This is a genomic window from Tepidimonas sp. (assembly GCF_036824975.1).
Lineage (GTDB): Bacteria > Pseudomonadota > Gammaproteobacteria > Burkholderiales > Burkholderiaceae_C > Tepidimonas.
This window is the reverse complement of the sequence record NZ_DAISZC010000037.1, coordinates 1,855-17,905: the sequence shown is the minus strand read 5'-3', so window position 1 is coordinate 17,905 and position 16,051 is coordinate 1,855. Positions and strand designations below refer to the sequence as shown.

15 protein-coding genes are annotated in these 16,051 nt (G+C 68.3%); 9 read left to right on the top strand and 6 right to left on the bottom strand.

Features of this window, described 5'->3' with window-relative positions; genetic code table 11:
* From V7Z54_RS05965 to sucC, 4 genes are all read right to left on the bottom strand, one after another.
* A partial coding sequence (locus tag V7Z54_RS05965; protein ID WP_334135092.1) for an FHA domain-containing protein occupies window positions 1-309 on the bottom strand: 309 nt, incomplete at its 3' end.
* On the bottom strand, window positions 306-1,058 hold the full coding sequence (locus V7Z54_RS05960) for a Stp1/IreP family PP2C-type Ser/Thr phosphatase (RefSeq protein WP_334135090.1): 753 nt from the start codon (window positions 1,056-1,058) through the stop codon (window positions 306-308). The genes V7Z54_RS05960 and V7Z54_RS05965, both read right to left, overlap by 4 nt.
* A gap of 287 nt (window positions 1,059-1,345) precedes the next feature.
* Window positions 1,346-2,239: a succinate--CoA ligase subunit alpha gene (sucD, locus tag V7Z54_RS05955; protein ID WP_334135088.1), complete on the bottom strand. Its 894-nt coding sequence runs from the start codon at window positions 2,237-2,239 to the stop codon at window positions 1,346-1,348.
* A gap of 28 nt (window positions 2,240-2,267) precedes the next feature.
* Window positions 2,268-3,434, bottom strand: coding sequence for an ADP-forming succinate--CoA ligase subunit beta (gene sucC, locus V7Z54_RS05950; protein WP_334135087.1), 1,167 nt, complete (start codon window positions 3,432-3,434; stop codon window positions 2,268-2,270).
* A 242-nt stretch (window positions 3,435-3,676) separates the two neighbouring features.
* Here sucC and argC point away from each other — a divergent pair, with 242 nt between their 5' ends.
* On the top strand, window positions 3,677-4,597 hold the full coding sequence (gene argC / locus V7Z54_RS05945; protein WP_334135085.1) for an N-acetyl-gamma-glutamyl-phosphate reductase: 921 nt from the start codon (window positions 3,677-3,679) through the stop codon (window positions 4,595-4,597).
* 128 nt (window positions 4,598-4,725) lie between these two features.
* On the opposite strand, the gene V7Z54_RS05940 is transcribed toward argC, so the two are convergent.
* Both V7Z54_RS05940 and V7Z54_RS05935 read right to left on the bottom strand, forming a co-directional pair.
* Complete coding sequence (locus V7Z54_RS05940; RefSeq protein WP_334135084.1) at window positions 4,726-5,685, bottom strand: MBL fold metallo-hydrolase; 960 nt, start codon at window positions 5,683-5,685, stop codon at window positions 4,726-4,728.
* Window positions 5,686-5,748: 63 nt separating this feature from the next.
* On the bottom strand, window positions 5,749-7,440 hold the full coding sequence (locus V7Z54_RS05935; protein WP_334135082.1) for an AMP-binding protein: 1,692 nt from the start codon (window positions 7,438-7,440) through the stop codon (window positions 5,749-5,751).
* 262 nt (window positions 7,441-7,702) lie between these two features.
* Between V7Z54_RS05935 and V7Z54_RS05930 the strand changes: the two genes are divergently transcribed.
* The 8 genes from V7Z54_RS05930 to V7Z54_RS05895 are packed head-to-tail and all read left to right on the top strand — an operon-like array spanning window position 7,703 to window position 15,993.
* Window positions 7,703-8,308, top strand: coding sequence for a GNAT family protein (locus V7Z54_RS05930; RefSeq protein WP_334135094.1), 606 nt, complete (start codon window positions 7,703-7,705; stop codon window positions 8,306-8,308).
* A gap of 39 nt (window positions 8,309-8,347) precedes the next feature.
* Entirely contained in the window at window positions 8,348-9,211 is an 864-nt protein-coding gene (locus V7Z54_RS05925; protein ID WP_334135081.1) for an HlyC/CorC family transporter, read from the top strand.
* Window positions 9,208-10,959 carry an apolipoprotein N-acyltransferase gene (lnt, locus tag V7Z54_RS05920; RefSeq protein ID WP_334135080.1) on the top strand — a complete coding sequence of 584 codons (1,752 nt, stop codon included), beginning with the start codon at window positions 9,208-9,210 and terminating at the stop codon, window positions 10,957-10,959. Before V7Z54_RS05925 ends, lnt begins: the two co-directional genes overlap by 4 nt.
* Complete coding sequence (gene glyQ / locus V7Z54_RS05915; protein ID WP_334135078.1) at window positions 10,953-11,876, top strand: glycine--tRNA ligase subunit alpha; 924 nt, start codon at window positions 10,953-10,955, stop codon at window positions 11,874-11,876. The genes lnt and glyQ overlap by 7 nt, the downstream gene beginning before the upstream one ends.
* A complete protein-coding gene (glyS, locus tag V7Z54_RS05910) occupies window positions 11,873-13,999 on the top strand; it encodes a glycine--tRNA ligase subunit beta (RefSeq protein WP_334135076.1) in 2,127 nt (708 codons plus the stop codon). Before glyQ ends, glyS begins: the two co-directional genes overlap by 4 nt.
* An 11-nt stretch (window positions 14,000-14,010) precedes the next feature.
* Window positions 14,011-14,601, top strand: a complete 591-nt coding sequence (gmhB, locus tag V7Z54_RS05905) for a D-glycero-beta-D-manno-heptose 1,7-bisphosphate 7-phosphatase (RefSeq protein WP_334135074.1) — start codon at window positions 14,011-14,013, stop codon at window positions 14,599-14,601.
* The gene (locus tag V7Z54_RS05900) at window positions 14,598-15,419 is read left to right on the top strand and encodes a lysophospholipid acyltransferase family protein (protein ID WP_334135073.1); all 822 of its coding nucleotides are present in this window, start codon (window positions 14,598-14,600) and stop codon (window positions 15,417-15,419) included. Before gmhB ends, V7Z54_RS05900 begins: the two co-directional genes overlap by 4 nt.
* Window positions 15,397-15,993 (top strand): M48 family metallopeptidase, encoded by a 597-nt coding sequence (locus tag V7Z54_RS05895; protein WP_334135072.1) that lies wholly within the window; start codon window positions 15,397-15,399, stop codon window positions 15,991-15,993. The genes V7Z54_RS05900 and V7Z54_RS05895 overlap by 23 nt, the downstream gene beginning before the upstream one ends.
* The last annotated feature ends 58 nt before the right edge of the window (window positions 15,994-16,051 follow it).

Sequence of the window (16,051 nt, the reverse complement as noted above, 5' to 3'; positions counted from 1 at the left end):
AGCGACCTGCCCGGCTTCGCCCGGCAACACCTGCAGTTCGTAGCGGGCAATCTGGATGCGGTCGTCCGGGCCGATGTCAGCCGACACCACTGCACGGCCGTTGACGTAGGTGCCGTTGGTGCTGTTGAGGTCCAACACCTGCACGCGGCCGTCCGGGTGCAGCACGAACACCGCGTGCTCGCCGCTGACGGCCAGGTGTTCCATCACGATGTCGTTGTACGGTCGGCGGCCGATGGTGGTTCGTCCCTGCGTCAGCGGCAGGCGTTGCAGCTCGCGGCCGTCGAGGGTGATGACCAGCGTGGGCATCATAGACTCCTGGGCGCAGGGTCGGGGGCACAGTGAATCACGGCCACCGCGATGTTGTCGTGCCCCCCCGCGGCGTTGGCGGCCGCCACCAGCGCCTCGGCCACCTGGGCTGGCGCGGCCTGCCGGCACAACAGGTGGGCGATTTCGCCATCGGTCAGCATGTCGTGCAGGCCGTCAGAGCACAGCAGGTAGGTGTCACCCGCCTCGATGGTCTGGAGCGTGGTGTCGCAGGCCAGCGCCGGGCTGATGCCAACGGCCCGGGTGACGAGATTGCGGTAGCCAGTGATGCGCGCTTCGGCGGCGGGCAACAGTCCGGCATCGACATGCTCCTGCACCAGGGTGTGGTCATGCGTGAGCTGCACCAGCTGACCCTGACGCAGGCGATACAGGCGCGAGTCGCCCACGTGCGCGACGGCAAGCCGCTGGCCGCGGACCAGCGCCGCCACCACCGTGGTGGCCATGCCGTGGTGGGCGGGGTGCAGCAGGGCGTCTGTGTAGATGCGGGCGTTGGCCGCCTGGATAGCCGCGCGCAGCAGGGACTCTTCCTCGCCTGGCGGGATGGCCGACAGGGTATCCCGCACGTGTTCGTGCACGGTGCGGCAGCACAGCCGGCTGGCTACCTCACCCGCCTGGTAGCCGCCCATGCCATCGGCCAGCACCGCCAGCCCCAGCTCGGCGTCAACGACGACGGCATCTTCGTTGTTGGGGCGCAGGCGTCCCACGTCGGTGGTGCAGGCAAACAGCAGCGGCATGGTGGCGGAGGTTGACGGCCACTGCAGTGTAGCCGCTGTGGCCGGGTGATACCACAAACTCGCCGATGGGCCTGTCTGCTACCACGCCCAGCACCTTCACCACCGCCTTGTTCAACCACCCCCGCTCGCATGTCTCCTCCAGTTCCACCCCAGTGCCCATGGTGGTGGCTGTATACAGCTGCTCGTGCGTGCGGACGGCACCGCCAAAAAGATACGGGCCCCGCCAGCGCGGGGCCCGTTGCCGACATGGCTACCGAGGGCGAAATCGAGGCCCTCGCTGCGGCTCGTCAGAGCAGGCTCTTGAGCAGCTTGCCCATCTCGGATGGGTTGCGTGTGACCTTAAAGCCGCACTCCTCCATGATGGCCAGCTTGGCCTCGGCGGTGTCGGCGCCACCGCTGATGAGCGCGCCGGCATGCCCCATGCGCTTGCCCGGGGGTGCCGTGACACCGGCGATGAAGCCCACCACCGGCTTCTTCATGTTCTCCTTACACCAGCGGGCGGCTTCGGCTTCATCCGGGCCTCCGATTTCGCCGATCATGATCACGGCGTCGGTGTCCGGATCGTCGTTGAACATCTTCATCACGTCGATGTGCTTGAGGCCGTTGATCGGGTCACCGCCGATGCCCACCGCACTTGACTGCCCCAGGCCCAGTTCGGTCAGTTGCGCCACGGCTTCATACGTTAGGGTACCGGAGCGGCTGACCACGCCGATGCGGCCCTTGCGGTGGATATGGCCGGGCATGATGCCGATCTTGATTTCGTCCGGCGTAATCAGCCCCGGGCAGTTGGGCCCGAGCAGCAGGGTTTTCTTGCCACCGGCGGCTTCCTTGGCCTTCATTTTGTTGCGCACCATCAGCATGTCGCGCACCGGAATGCCCTCGGTGATGCACACCACCAGGTCCAGGTCCGCTTCCACGGCTTCCCAAATCGCGTCCGCAGCCCCAGCCGGCGGCACGTAGATGACGCTGACGGTGGCACCGGTGGCTTCCTTGGCTTCGCGCACCGAGGCGTAGATCGGAATATCGAAGATCTGCTCGCCGGCCTTCTTGGGGTTGACGCCGGCGACGAAGCAGTGCTTGCCGTTGGCGTACTCCAGGCACCTGTGGGTGTGGAACTGGCCCGTCTTGCCAGTGATGCCCTGGGTGATGACCTTGGTGTCTTTGTTGATCAGGATAGACATGGTGTACTTTCCTCTCGGCAGGGCTGCATCAGCGGCCCGCGGCGGCGGCCACCACCTTTTGCGCGGCTTCGGCCATGGTGTCGGCACTGATGATGGGCAGGCCCGACTCGGCCAGCATCTGCTTGCCCAGATCTTCGTTGGTACCCTTCATGCGCACCACCAGCGGCACGTTGAGGTTGACCGCGCGGCAGGCAGTGATGATGCCGGTGGCAATCACATCGCAGCGCATGATGCCGCCGAAAATGTTGACCAAAATGGCCTTGACGTTCGGGTTGCGCAGCATGATCTTGAACGCCTCGGTCACCTTCTCGGCGGTGGCGCCGCCGCCGACGTCGAGGAAGTTGGCCGGCTCGCCGCCGAACAGCTTGATGGTGTCCATGGTGGCCATGGCCAAACCCGCGCCGTTGACCAGGCAGCCGATATTGCCGTCCAGACTGATGTAGGCCAGGTCGTACTTGGAGGCTTCGACTTCGGCCGGGTCTTCTTCGTCGAGGTCGCGCAGCGCCACGATTTCGGGATGGCGAAACAGCGCGTTACTGTCGAAGTTGAATTTGGCGTCCAGCGCGATCAGGTTACCCTGGCTGTCGCGGTTGAGCGGGTTGATCTCGACCAGCGATGCGTCGGTTTCCATGTAGCAGCGGTACAGGTTCTGCAATAGCGTGACCGCCTGCTCGACCGTGTGCCCGCTCAGGCCAATGCCTTCGGCCAGCCCACGCGCCTGCGCCTCGGTCAGGCCGGTCAGCGGGTCGATGAAGATCTTGACGATCTTCTGCGGCGTGTGTGCGGCGACCTCTTCGATGTCCATGCCACCCTCGCTGGAGGCGATCATGGCCACCTTCTGTGTGGCGCGGTCGGTGAGCACCGAGACGTAGTATTCCTTGCCGATGTCGGCGCCTTCTTCGATGTAGAGGCGCCGCACCTTCTGACCTTGCGGACCGGTTTGGTGCGTCACCAGCTGCATACCCAGCATCTTGCCGGCCAGTTCGCGCACCTCGTCGATACTCTTGGCCACCTTGACGCCGCCGCCTTTACCGCGGCCACCGGCGTGGATTTGCGCCTTGACGACCCACACCGGGCCGCCGAGTTTTTGGGCGGCTTCCACCGCCTCCTGCACCGTGAAGGCGGGGATGCCGCGCGGCACCGGCACGCCGAACTGGCGCAGGATTTCCTTGCCTTGATACTCGTGAATCTTCATGGATGACCTGTGATGAAGTGGCGTCTGACGGGAGGTCCGCCGGACGGCGTCGGACAGCGCAGGCGCCGACGTCGCACGCACGAGTGCGCGGCCGCCCAGCGGGCGCGGCCGCGGCTGGCGGGCCAGCTCGGGACAGCGCGAACTGTATCATGCGGCCCAGGGCACAACCTGATGCCAAGCTGACAGGCTGAAGCACGGGGCGAGCGGGTTGTCTATCGGTGTAAACCCTAGGGGGTATTGGAGTGTTTCAGATCTTCATCGACGGCGAGGCCGGCACCACCGGCTTGCAGATCCGCGAGCGGTTGCAACGTCTGGATGGTGTATCCCTGCTGTCGATCGACCCGGAGCGCCGCAAGGATCCGGCCGCCAAGCGTGCGCTGATGGCCCAGGCCGACGTGGTCATTCTGTGTCTGCACGACGACGCGGCGCGCCAGGCGGTGGCGATGATCGACGCCTTGCGCGCCGAGACCGGGCGCGCACCCCGGGTCATCGACGCCTCCACCGCACACCGCGTGGCACCGGGCTGGGTCTATGGCTTTGCCGAACTGGCCCCGGGCCAGGCCGATGCGATCCGCGCCGCCGAGCGGGTGGCCAACCCGGGCTGCTATGCCACGGGCGCGATCGCACTGATCCGGCCGTTGGTGGATGCGGGGTTGATCCCGCCTGAGCACCCGCTGTGTCTGCCCAGCGTCAGCGGCTACAGCGGTGGCGGGCGCGCGATGATCGAGGCCTACGAGCGCGGACAAGCCCCGGCGTTCGAGCTGTATGCGCTGGGTCTGAACCACAAACATGTGCCAGAAATCATGGCCTACACCGGCCTGCGGCGACGCCCGCTGTTCGTGCCGTCGGTGGGCAACTTTGCGCAAGGCATGTTGGTGCAGTTGCCGCTGCACCTGGATACGCTGCCGGGTGCAGTGCGCGCCGCCGACCTGCTCGAGGCGCTGGCCGCCCATTACGCCGGCAGCGCTTGGGTGTCGGTGCAGCCGCCCACGGCCGATGGCAAACTGGACGCGGTGGCGCTGGCCGGCAGCGACCGGCTGGAGTTGCGCGTGTTTGGCAACGACAGCTACCGTCACGCGGTGCTGGTGGCGCGGCTCGACAATCTGGGCAAGGGCGCCAGCGGTGCCGCCGTGCAGAATCTGCGCCTGATGCTGGGTATTTGACCGTGTGACCGTAGGCTGTGGCAGTGCACCGGGCCGCGCCCCATGGCGCGCGCCGTCGGGCCAGCGCGCAGACGCCCGTGATGCCGTCTGTGCCACTGGCAGTGCCCGGGAAGCCATCGGGCCAGCGGCTAGGCGGTGTTGACCAGCCAGCCATCGGCGCGTTGCGCGGCGCCGCTGGCACACAGCTCGTCGATGATGGCGTCCAACCAGGTGCCAAACGGTTGCCCTTGGCCGTGGCGTGCATGCAGCCGCACCAGGTACGGCACGTCACGTGCCCAGGCGTGTACCGCCTGCAGGGGGTGACGCTGCCACTCCAGCAGCTTGAACTTGAGCAAGACTTTCAAGCCGTAGCGCCGGTGTCGCGCAGGATCGGCGGCAAACTGCGCCAGCCGCTGGCGCGCCACCGCCAGCGCGGTAGCCACGGCGAGCGTGGGGCGGTGCGCTTCGGCGTGATCGGCGTCGCCAAATGGACTGCCATGCCCAGGTATCACCACGCACGGCGCCAGCCGCTCGATCAGGTCCAGCGTGGCCCCGGCGGCGGCAAAGCCCGGCTCGCCGTCTAGCTCCGGAAACACCACGCCCAAGCCGTGCTGCCACAGTGCGTCACCGCTGATGAGCACGCGCGAGCAGGGTTCGAACAACAGTACCGCGTCAGGGTCGTGACCGGGGGCGGCGTGAATCTCCCATGATCGCCCCCCCAGCGACACCGTCTGGCCCGGTGTCAGCAGCCCGTCAAAGCGAAAGCGCTCGCAACACTGGCCAGTGCTGCGGTAGCTCAGGCGCGCCTGGTCCCAGGCGCGCACCGCGTCGGCTTGCCCGGGTGGGATGAGCGTGACAAGCTGCGGGTAGCGCGCCTGCAGCGCGGCGTTGCCGCCGCAGTGGTCGCTGTGCAGATGGGTATTGAGCAGGCGCTGCAGGGGTCGCCCGCCCAGCGCGTGCGCCACCAGCGCCAGCGTCTGCTCCGCGTGCGTGACGTAGCCCGAATCGACCAGCGCCGTGCCGTCGGGGCCGTCGAACAGGATATTGTTGGCCGACAGCCAGCCGCGCTCAAAAAAGCGCATGCCCGCAGGCAACGCAGGCGTACTCATCGCTGGCTGACGCAAAGCCCTGTGCCATCGGCGGCGGCGTGAAGCGGGCGCATCCTATGTATCCTATTTCTGCCGCAGTTCCCGGCGCAGAATCTTGCCCACCGCGCTCTTGGGCAGCTCGTCTCGGAACTCGATGTACTTGGGGCGCTTGTAGCCAGTGAGGTTGTCGTGGCAGAAGCGCATCACTTGCTCCTCGGTGAGCGTGGGGTCGCTGCGCACAACGTACAGTTTGACCGCCTCGCCTGAATGCTCGTCAGGCACGCCCACGGCGGCGCACTCCAGCACGCCCGGGCAGGTGGAGACGACGTTGTCGATCTCGGTCGGGTAGACGTTGAAGCCCGAGACGATGATCATGTCCTTCTTGCGGTCGACAATGCGGATGTAGCCGCGTTCGTCCATGATGCCGACGTCGCCGGTGCGCAGGTAGCCGTCGGCGGTGAAGACCTTGGCGGTTTCGTCCGGGCGTCTGTAGTAGCCGGTCATCACGTTGGGGCCGCGGATGCAGATTTCGCCGGTGCTGCCCGGTGGCAGGTCGCGGCCGTCGTCGTCCTTGATGGCGATTTCCACACTGGGCAGCGGCAGGCCGATGGTGCCGGTGAAGTGGGTGTTGGTGACCGGGTTGTTGGTGCCGATGGCACACGTCTCGCTCATGCCCCAGCCTTCGATCATCACGCAGCCGGTGACCTTCTGCCACTGCCGGGCCGTGCCTTCGGAGGCCGCCATGCCGCCAGCTTGCGACAGCACCAGCGAGGAAAAATCGAGCTGGCGGAAGCGCGCGTTGGCCAGCAGGCCGTTGAACAGCGTGTTGACCGCCGGCAGCACGTGAAACGGCCGCGCCTTGAGGACCTCGACAAACTTGGGGATGTCGCGCGGGTTGGGGATCAGCGTCGCATGCCCGCCCTGGCGCATCACCAGCAGCATCAGTGTCAGCGCAAAGATGTGATACAGCGGCAGCGCCATGATGTGGTTGGCGCGCCTCGGATCGCCGATGCGGTCGATGGCCGGCGCAAACCACGCTTCGGCCTGCAGGATGGCCGCGATCACGTTGCCATGCGTGAGTACCGCTCCTTTGGACAGCCCGGTGGTGCCGCCGGTGTACTGCAGGAAGGCAATGCTGTCGCGGCTGACGTCTGGCGTGCGCAGGGATAGGGTCGACCCGGCTTGCAGCGCCTGCCGAAACGGCACGATGGTGCGCGTGCCTGCTGGCCCCTGATAGGGCAATTTGAACGCCGGCACCAGCTTGGCCACGTGCCGCACCAGAAAGGTCATCCAGCGCCCGTACCAGAAGCCCAGCAGGTCGCCAAAGCTGGCCAGCACCGCGTGCCGCACCGGGGTGCGGTCAATCACCTCCTCCAACGTGTGGGCGAAGTTTTCCAGGATGACGATGGCCTCGGCACCGGAGTCGTTGAGCTGGTGCTCCAGCTCGCGCGCGGTGTACAGCGGGTTGACGTTGACGCAGGTGTAGCCGGCGCGCAGCACCGCCGCCATCGTCACCAGGAACTGCGGCAGGTTGGGCAGCATGATGGCCACGCGTGCGCCCGCGGGCAGCCCGAGCGACTGCAGGTACGCGCCCAGCGCGGCACTGTAGCGGTCGAGCTGGCCGTAGCTCATCCAGCGGTCCATGCAGACCGACACCGGGTCGTGCGGGTGGCGCCGAAACGCCTGCTCCAGCAGCGCGTTGAGCGACGGATACTGCGTGTGGTCGATGTCGGCGGGGACACCAGGGGGGTAGCTGGACAGCCAGATTCGTTCCATGGGACACCGGTGCAGGTCGACAAACCACCTCATTGTCACTGCTGCGGGTACCGTTGGCGCTCAGGGGATGCCCGTAGAAGCTGTCGCCTGCGGCACAGCTGGCGCTGGGGCGGGGTGCCACAGCCGAATGCGGGAAAACCCTGACTTGATGCGGATTTGCGGTTACAGTACCCGCATGTCCGACCCCACCACCCCACCCCTGCCGACCAGCGCCAGCGCCCGCGGCGAGCGTGTGGCGGTGCGCGATCTGCCGCTGGCTTCGATGCCGGGGCCCAGGCGGCGCCGACGGCGCGCGCCGATCCGGACCTTGAACGCCACTCACCGCGACGCGATTCGGGCCCATTTGCTGGCGCTGGACGAGCGTGACCGCTACCTGCGCTTTGGCTACGCCGCCCAGGACGAGCACATCCGCCGCTACGTCGACGGGCTGCGGTTCGGGTTGGACGATATTTTTGGTATTTTCAACTGGCGTCTGCAGCTGATTGCGATGGCGCATTTGGCGTATATGGTCGATCCCCAGCGCGGCAGCGACAGCGCCGAGTTCGGCGTCAGCGTCAGCGCGCACGCGCGCGGCCGCGGCTACGGCCACCAGCTGTTCGAGCGCGCCATGGTGCACGCGCGCAATCACGGTGTGCGCTACCTCTACATCCATGCCCTGAGCGAAAATGTGCCGATGCTGCGCATCGCGCGCAGTGCCGGCGCCACCGTGGTGCAGCACGCGGGCGAGAGCGAATGCCATCTGGAGTTGCCGCCGGCGGATTTCGGCTCGCACGTCGGCGAGTTGCTGGAGCAGGAAGTGGCGCGCACGGACTACTGGCTCAAGGCGTTGCGGGCGCTGGTGCGGCGGGTGTTCGGTCGCCCACGCTGATGGTATTCTTGATGGCGTTGCAACTCCCGTTTCCCATCAGTGGCCGATCCTGCCCACTCTTCGGGGCTGCGCGCTGGCGCGCGGCCCGACGACAAGCGCAGTTTTTTGCAGCGCCTGGTTGAATTTCTGCACCCTGGCCCGGATTCCAAGGCCGAGCTGATCGAGGCGCTGGCCGACGCCGAGGACAACGACGTCATCGACGCCGAGGCGCGCATCATGCTCGAGGGGGTGATCCGCATCGCCGACATGACCGCCGGTGATGTGATGGTGCCAGCGCCGCGTATGGACGTCCTCGACATCGAAGCGCCATATGCGGAGCTGCTCAACACCGTCATCGAGACCGGGCACTCGCGCTTTCCGGTCTACGAGGGCGAGCGCGACCACATCATCGGTATCCTGCTGGCCAAGGATCTGCTGAAACTGCAGCGCGCGCCGGAGCTGAAACTGCGCACGTTGCTGCGCCCGGCGGTGTTCGTGCCCGAGAGCAAGGGGCTGAACGACCTGCTGCGCGAGTTTCGCGGCAACCGCAACCACCTGGCCATCGTCATCGACGAGTTCGGGCGCGTGGCGGGTCTCATCACCATCGAGGACGTGCTGGAGCAAATCGTCGGCGAGATCGAGGACGAGTTCGACGACGACGAGGAAGAGGGCGACATCTTCGCCCTGGCCGATGGTTCCTGGCGCGTCAGCGGCGACACGCCGATCGAGCGCGTCAACGAGGCGTTCCAGGTGGCGCTGCCCGAGGCCGACTTCGACACCATCGGCGGCTACATCGCACACGCCATGGGACGCGTGCCACGGCGCGGCGAAGCGTACGAGGTGGCTGGTCTGCGCTTTGCGGTCCAGCACGCGCGCGGCGGGGCGGTGCGCTGGTTTAAGGTCGCCCGCGTTGAGGGCGCATGAGCGGCCGCCTGCGGCAGCGCCTGCCGGGCGGGGGGGGAGGTGCGGGGTTGGCGGCGGCTGTCGCCGGGCTGGCCCACGCGGCGGCGCTGGCCTGGCCGCTGCCGTGGGCCCTGGGCGCGCGGCTGCAGCCCGGCGAGCCGGTGCCGTGGCTGCATGGTCTCAGCCTGATGGCGCTGGTGGCGCTGCTGGCGCGCGCGGCCTCATGGCGCGCCGCGGCCTGGCGCACTGGCGTCTATGCCTCCGCCTGGCTGGCCGGCACGTTTTGGTGGCTGTTCATCTCCATGCACGTCTATGGCGGCCTGTGGGCCCCGCTGGCGGTCGTGGCGGTGCTGGCGCTGGCCGCGTTTTTGGCGCTGGACTACGTGCTGCTGGCGGTGTTGTGGTGGCGCTGGCGCGGCCACGGCTTGGCAGCGGCGGCCGCGTTTGCCGCCGCCTGGACGCTGGCCGAGTTGGCGCGCGGTCTGTTGTGGACCGGCTTCCCTTGGGGGGCAGGCGGCTACGCCCAGATCGACGCGCTGGGCTGGGCCGCACCCTGGGTGGGGGTGTATGGCCTGGGGGCGCTGGCGGCGGCGCTGGCAGCGGCGGCGGTGCTGACGCGCGGGCTGGGGCGCGCGGTGGCGCTGGGGCTGGGCGGGGTGCTGTGGGCGGTGCCAGGCAGTGGCGCGTGGCTGGCGCAGCACCTGCCGGACTTCACCGCCCCGGCGGGGGCGCTGCCGGTGCGGCTGCTGCAGGGTGCCATTGCGCAAGACCGCAAATTCGACGCCGACGACGGTATCCCGTTGGCGCTGCGCTGGTACGGGGCGCGCGTCGTCGAGGCCGCTGCCGACCCCGCTCTGGCCGGGGGGCTGGTCGTGGCCCCCGAGACCGCCATTCCGCTGCTGCCGCAGGATCTGCCGGCCGATTACTGGTACGGCCTGGCGGCGGCGGTGCGCCAGGGGCAGGTGGCGCTGCTGATGGGGGTGCCGCTGGGGGACTTTGCGCGTGGCTACACCAATTCGGTGGCGGGCTGGCGGCCGGGACAGGCACCACTGCCCACCGGGCAGGCCGCGGCCAGCCGCGACAGCGCGGCAGCGCCAGCGGCGCGCCCGTCTGACGGCGCAGACAGTGCACCTGTGGCTGCGGCCAACGCGTCCAACACCACGCCGACCCCGCTCGGTTTGGCCGACTACCGTTATGACAAGCACCATCTGGTGCCGTTTGGGGAGTTCATTCCGCCCGGTTTTCGCTGGTTCGTCGACCTGATGCACATGCCGCTGGGCGATTTCCAACGCGGGGCGCTGCCGCAGCCGCCGCTGCACTGGGCGGGTCAGCGCATCGCGCCACATGTCTGCTACGAGGATTTGTTTGGCGAAGAGCTGGCGGCGGCGTTCCGCGACCCGGCGCAGGCGCCGACGGTGCTGGTCAACGTCAGCAACATCGCCTGGTTTGGGGATACCGTGGCGATCGACCAACACCGCCAGATCGCCCGGCTGCGCGCGCTGGAGCTGGGGCGCCCCATGCTGCGCGCCACCAACACGGGTGCCACCGCAGTCATCGACCACCGCGGCCGTGTGCTGGCGCAGTGGCCGTATGGGGCGCGCGGGGTGCTGGACACGGTGGTTGAAGGGCGCAGCGGCGTCACACCTTACGCGGCTTGGGTGGCGCGCTGGGGCCTGTGGCCGCTGGCGCTGGCGTGCCTGCTGCTGTGGGGGGCGGCGGCGTGGCGGGGGTGCGGCGGCGCCAGCCGTAGAATCGGCGGCTTATGCTGACATTTCAACAGATCATCCTCAAGCTGCAGGCGTACTGGGACGCGCAGGGCTGCGCGCTGCTGCAGCCCTACGACATGGAGGTGGGCGCGGGCACCAGCCACACCGCCACCTTCCTGCGCGCGCTGGGGCCGGAGCCGTGGAAGGCGGCCTACGTGCAGCCCAGCCGCCGTCCCAAAGACGGGCGCTACGGCGAAAACCCCAACCGCCTGCAGCACTACTACCAGTATCAGGTGGTGCTCAAACCCGCGCCGGCCAACATCCTGGACCTGTATCTGGGGTCGTTGCAGGCGCTGGGCTTCGACCTCAAGCGCAACGATATCCGCTTCGTCGAGGACGACTGGGAAAACCCCACGCTGGGCGCGTGGGGCCTGGGCTGGGAGGTCTGGCTCAACGGCATGGAGGTGACGCAGTTTACCTATTTCCAGCAGGTGGGCGGCATCGACTGCAAGCCCATCACCGGCGAAATCACCTATGGGCTGGAGCGGCTGGCGATGTACTTACAGGGCGTGGAAAACGTCTATGACGTGGTCTATGCCCCCGGCCTGACGTATGGCGACGTGTTTCACCAAAACGAGGTCGAGCAGTCGGCCTACAACTTCGAGCATTCGGACGTGGACTTTTTGTTTGCGGCCTTTGCCGCCTACGAACGCCAGGCGCAGCACCTGATGGCGCAGCAGCTGGCGCTGCCGGCCTACGAGCAAGTGCTCAAGGCGGCGCACACCTTCAATTTGCTGGATGCACGCGGGGCGATCAGCGTGACCGAGCGCGCCGCCTACATTGGCCGCATCCGTAACCTGGCGCGCAGCGTGGCGCAAAGCTACGTGGACAGCCGCGCGCGGCTGGGCTTTCCAATGGCGCCGCGCGCCTGGGCCGAGGAGGTGTTGGCGCAACGGACCGCAAAGGGGGTGGCGGCATGAGCGCGACGGTGGCCCCCTTGCTGGTGGAGTTGTGCGTCGAGGAGTTGCCACCGAAGGCGCTCAAAGGCCTGGGAGACGCGTTTGCACACGTGTTGCGCGAGCAGCTGGTTGCGCAGGGGCTAGCCAGCGCCGACGCGGTGTTGACCCCCTACGCCAGTCCGCGCCGACTGGCGGCGCACCTGAGTGCCGTGCGCGCCCGCGCCGACGACCGCGCCGTGGAGCTGAAGCTGATGCCGGTGGCGGTGGGGTTGGACGCTGCCGGTCAGCCGACGGCGGCGCTGCGCAAGAAGCTGGCCGCGCTGGGCGTGCCCGACGCCGAGGTGAGCGACGTGGTGCCGCGTCTGCGTCGCGTGCCGGACGGCAAGAACGAGATGCTGCTGTGGGATAGCGTGGTCCCCGGCGCGACGCTGGAGGCTGGCCTGCAGAAGGCCCTGGACGAGGCGCTGCGCCGTCTGCCCATCCCCAAGGTGATGACCTACCAGCTGGCCGATGGCTGGAGCAGCGTGCACTTCGTGCGCCCGGCGCACGCGCTGGTCGCGCTGCACGGGCAGCGCGTGGTGCCGGTGCAGGCGCTGGGGTTGAGCGCTGGCCGCTACACACACGGCCACCGCTTCGAGGCCGCGCGCGACCCGATCGAGATCGGGCATGCCGATGCCTATGCCGAGACGCTGGCGCGTGACGGGGCGGTGATCGCTCACTTCGGGCAGCGGCGTGCGCTGATTGAACGCCAGCTGGCCGAGGCCGCGGCGTGCGTGGGCGGCGGCTGCCGGCCGATCGAAGACGACGCGCTGTTAGACGAGGTAACCGCGCTGGTGGAGCGTCCCAACGTGCTGGTGTGCCAATTCGATGCCGCCTTTTTGGAGGTGCCGCAGGAGTGCCTGATCCTGACCATGAAGGCCAACCAGAAGTACTTCCCGCTGTTGGATGCACAGGGCCGGTTGACCAACCGCTTTTTGGTGGTGAGCAACGTCACCCCCGAGGACCGCAGCGCCGTCATCAGCGGCAACGAGCGCGTGGTGCGTCCGCGCCTGGCCGACGCCAAATTTTTCTACGACCAGGACCGCAAGCGCCCGTTGGAGTCGCGCGTGCTGGGGCTGGCCAAGGTGGTCTATCACAACCAGCTGGGCACTCAGGGCGAGCGCGTCGAGCGCGTGGCCGCCATCGCCCGCTGGGTGGCTGCCCAGCTTGGGGATGAAGCCTTGGTGCGGCTGGTCGATCGCGCGGCGCTGCTGGCCAAGGCCGATCTGCTCACCGACATGGTGGGCGAATTTCCGCAGCTGCAGGGCATCATGGGCGCTTACTACGCGCGCCATGATGGGGAAGACGCGCGCGTGGCCGACGCCATCGAGGATCACTACCGGCCGCGCTTTGCGGGTGACGCGCTGCCGCGCGACACAGTCGGTTTGTGCGTGGCGCTGGCCGACAAGGTGGAGACACTGGTGGGGCTGTTTGGCATCGGCCAGCTGCCCACCGGCGACAAGGACCCCTACGCGCTGCGCCGCCATGCGCTGGGCGTGGTGCGCATGCTCATCGAGCGCGAGCTGCCGCTGGCGCTGCCTGCACTCATCGACGCCGCGCTGCCGGTGTTTGGTGATCGCATTCGCGACCCGCGCGTAGCACTGCTGGACTTTATTCAGGACCGGCTGGCGGTGAGCCTGCGCGAGCAGGGCTACCGCGCGCAGGAGGTGGATGCGGTGCTGGCGCTGCGTCCAGCGCTGCTGCGCGAAGTACCGCGTCGGCTAGCGGCGGTGCGGGCGTTTGCCGTGCTGCCCGAGGCGGCCGCGCTGGCAGCGGCCAACAAGCGGGTCAACAACATCCTGCGTAAAGCCGAGGGCGCGGTGCAGCCGCAGGTGGATCCGTCCCGGCTGGTGGAGCCGGCCGAGCGTGCGCTGTACCAAGCGCTGCTGGCGGTGCAGCCCGAGGCGGATGCGGCCTACGATGCCGGTGACTACACCGGCAGCCTGCAGCGGTTGGCGGCGCTGAAAGCCCCGGTCGATGCGTTCTTCGAGGGGGTTATGGTCAACGCCGACGACCCCGCGCTGCGCGCCAATCGACTGGGGCTGCTGGCGCTGTTGCAGCAGGCCATGAACCGGGTGGCGGATTTGTCGCGCCTGGCGGTGTGAGGAGCGCCGCGATGTCCGCACGCGACCTGCGGCTGGTGGTCATCGACCGCGACGGCACGCTCAACCGCGACCCGGAGGATTTTCTGCGCGGACCGCAGGACTGGCAGCCGCTGCCCGGGGCACTGGAGGCGTTGGCGCGCCTGCACGCCGGTGGCTGGCGGGTGGTCATTGCCTCCAACCAGTCCGGGCTGGGCCGGGGCCTGTTCGACGCCGGCACCCTTAACGCCGTGCATGCGCACATGCTGCGCGAGGTCGCGCGGGCGGGCGGGCGCATCGACGCCATCTTTTTCTGTCCCCACGCACCCGAGGAGGGCTGCGACTGCCGCAAGCCCGCACCCGGCCTGTTGCTGCAGGTGGCCGCCCGCTATGGCGTCGCCCCGGCGCAGCTGGTGGCGGTGGGCGACTCGATGCGCGACGTGGCCGCGGCGCTGGCGGCTGGCTGTGATACCCATCTGGTGCTGACGGGCCAGTCGGCCGCGCTGCGGGGCGCGCCGCGCCCGCCCGATTTGCCCGCTGCAGTGACCGTGCACGATGACCTGCTGGCCTTTGCCGAAGCGCTGACCGCGAAGGCGGACAGCGCCGCAGCCCGGGGGACCCCATGAATGCGCTGCGTTCCTGGTTGCACCTGCTGTTCATGGCGGTGACGGTGGTGCCGTGGGCGACGGCGGCGGTGTTGATGTCACCCGTAGTTTCCAGCACCCGCTTGTACTGGTTCTGTATCGCGTGGGTGCGGCTGCAGGTGTGGGCGGCGCGTTGGATGCTGGGCATCCGCAACGAGGTCATCGGCTGGGACAACCTTCCAGTTGGCGACACCGCCCCGGCGATCCTGCTGGCCAAGCACCAGTCCACGTGGGAGACGTTCTGCCTGCCGGTGCTCATGCCCCATCCGTTGGCGTTCGTATTCAAGCGTGAGTTGCTGTGGATTCCGTTCTTTGGCTGGGCGCTTGGGCGGCTGGACATGATCCACATCGACCGCAGCAAGCGCACTCAGGCCTTTGCGCGTGTCGTCGAGCAGGGCCGGCGCTTGCTGGCCAAAGGTACCTGGGTGATCATGTTTCCCGAAGGCACGCGCGTGCCGCGGGGGGCGCGTGGCCAGTACAAGACGGGCGGCGCCCGGCTGGCCGTGCAGACCGGCGCCCCCGTGATTCCGATCGCCGTCACCTCGGGGCGCTGCTGGCCGCGCCGTGCCATCGTCAAACGACCGGGAACGGTGGTGTTTTCTATCGGTCGGCCTATTCCCAGTGTCGGCCGCGACCCTGACGATTTGATGCGCGAGGTGGAGAGGTGGATCGAGGCCGAAATGCAACGCCTGGACCCCGAGGCGTACCCCGCGGCCGTGGGCATGGCCGCCGCGGCACCCGCCGCTGCGGCCAACCCCGTGGCGACTGCAGACTCCCGTGTCCGCCACGATGGCACCTGATCCGCTGAAGCTGCCCGCGCACCCACGCGCCAGCCAGACCATCGACCTGAACGGACACCGTGTGGCGTTTGAGTTGCGCCGCAGCGCCCGTCGCAGTCTGGCGCTGCATGTGGGCCCGCACGGGTTGAGCGTGCGGGCTCCGCACGGCATGCCCTGGCCTGCGGTAGAGGACTTCTTGCGCCGCAAGGCCGACTGGGTGTTGCGCCACCTGCACCGCTACAGTGCCCGGACCGCACCTGCATGGCCCGCGCCTACGCCTGCCGTGTTGGCCCACGCACGCACGGTACTGGCCGCGCGCGTGGCTCACTTCGCCCCATTGCTGGAAGTGCAACCACGCGCGCTGCGGCTGTCGTCAGCCCGCACCCGCTGGGGCAGTGCCAGCACGCGCGGCACCATCGCCCTGAACTGGCGGCTGGCCTTCGTGCCGACCCCCCTGCTGGACTATGTGGTGGTGCACGAGCTGGCCCACCTGCGCGAAATGCACCACGGCCCCGCCTTCTGGGCACTGGTGGCGCACGTGCTGCCCGACTACGCCGAGCGCCGCGCCGCACTGCGCCAGTATGCGTTGGCGTAAACGCCGCGGCTGCGGGTAGAGGGCGGCTGCCAGCCGGGCGCCGTGGTGGCAGGCAGGA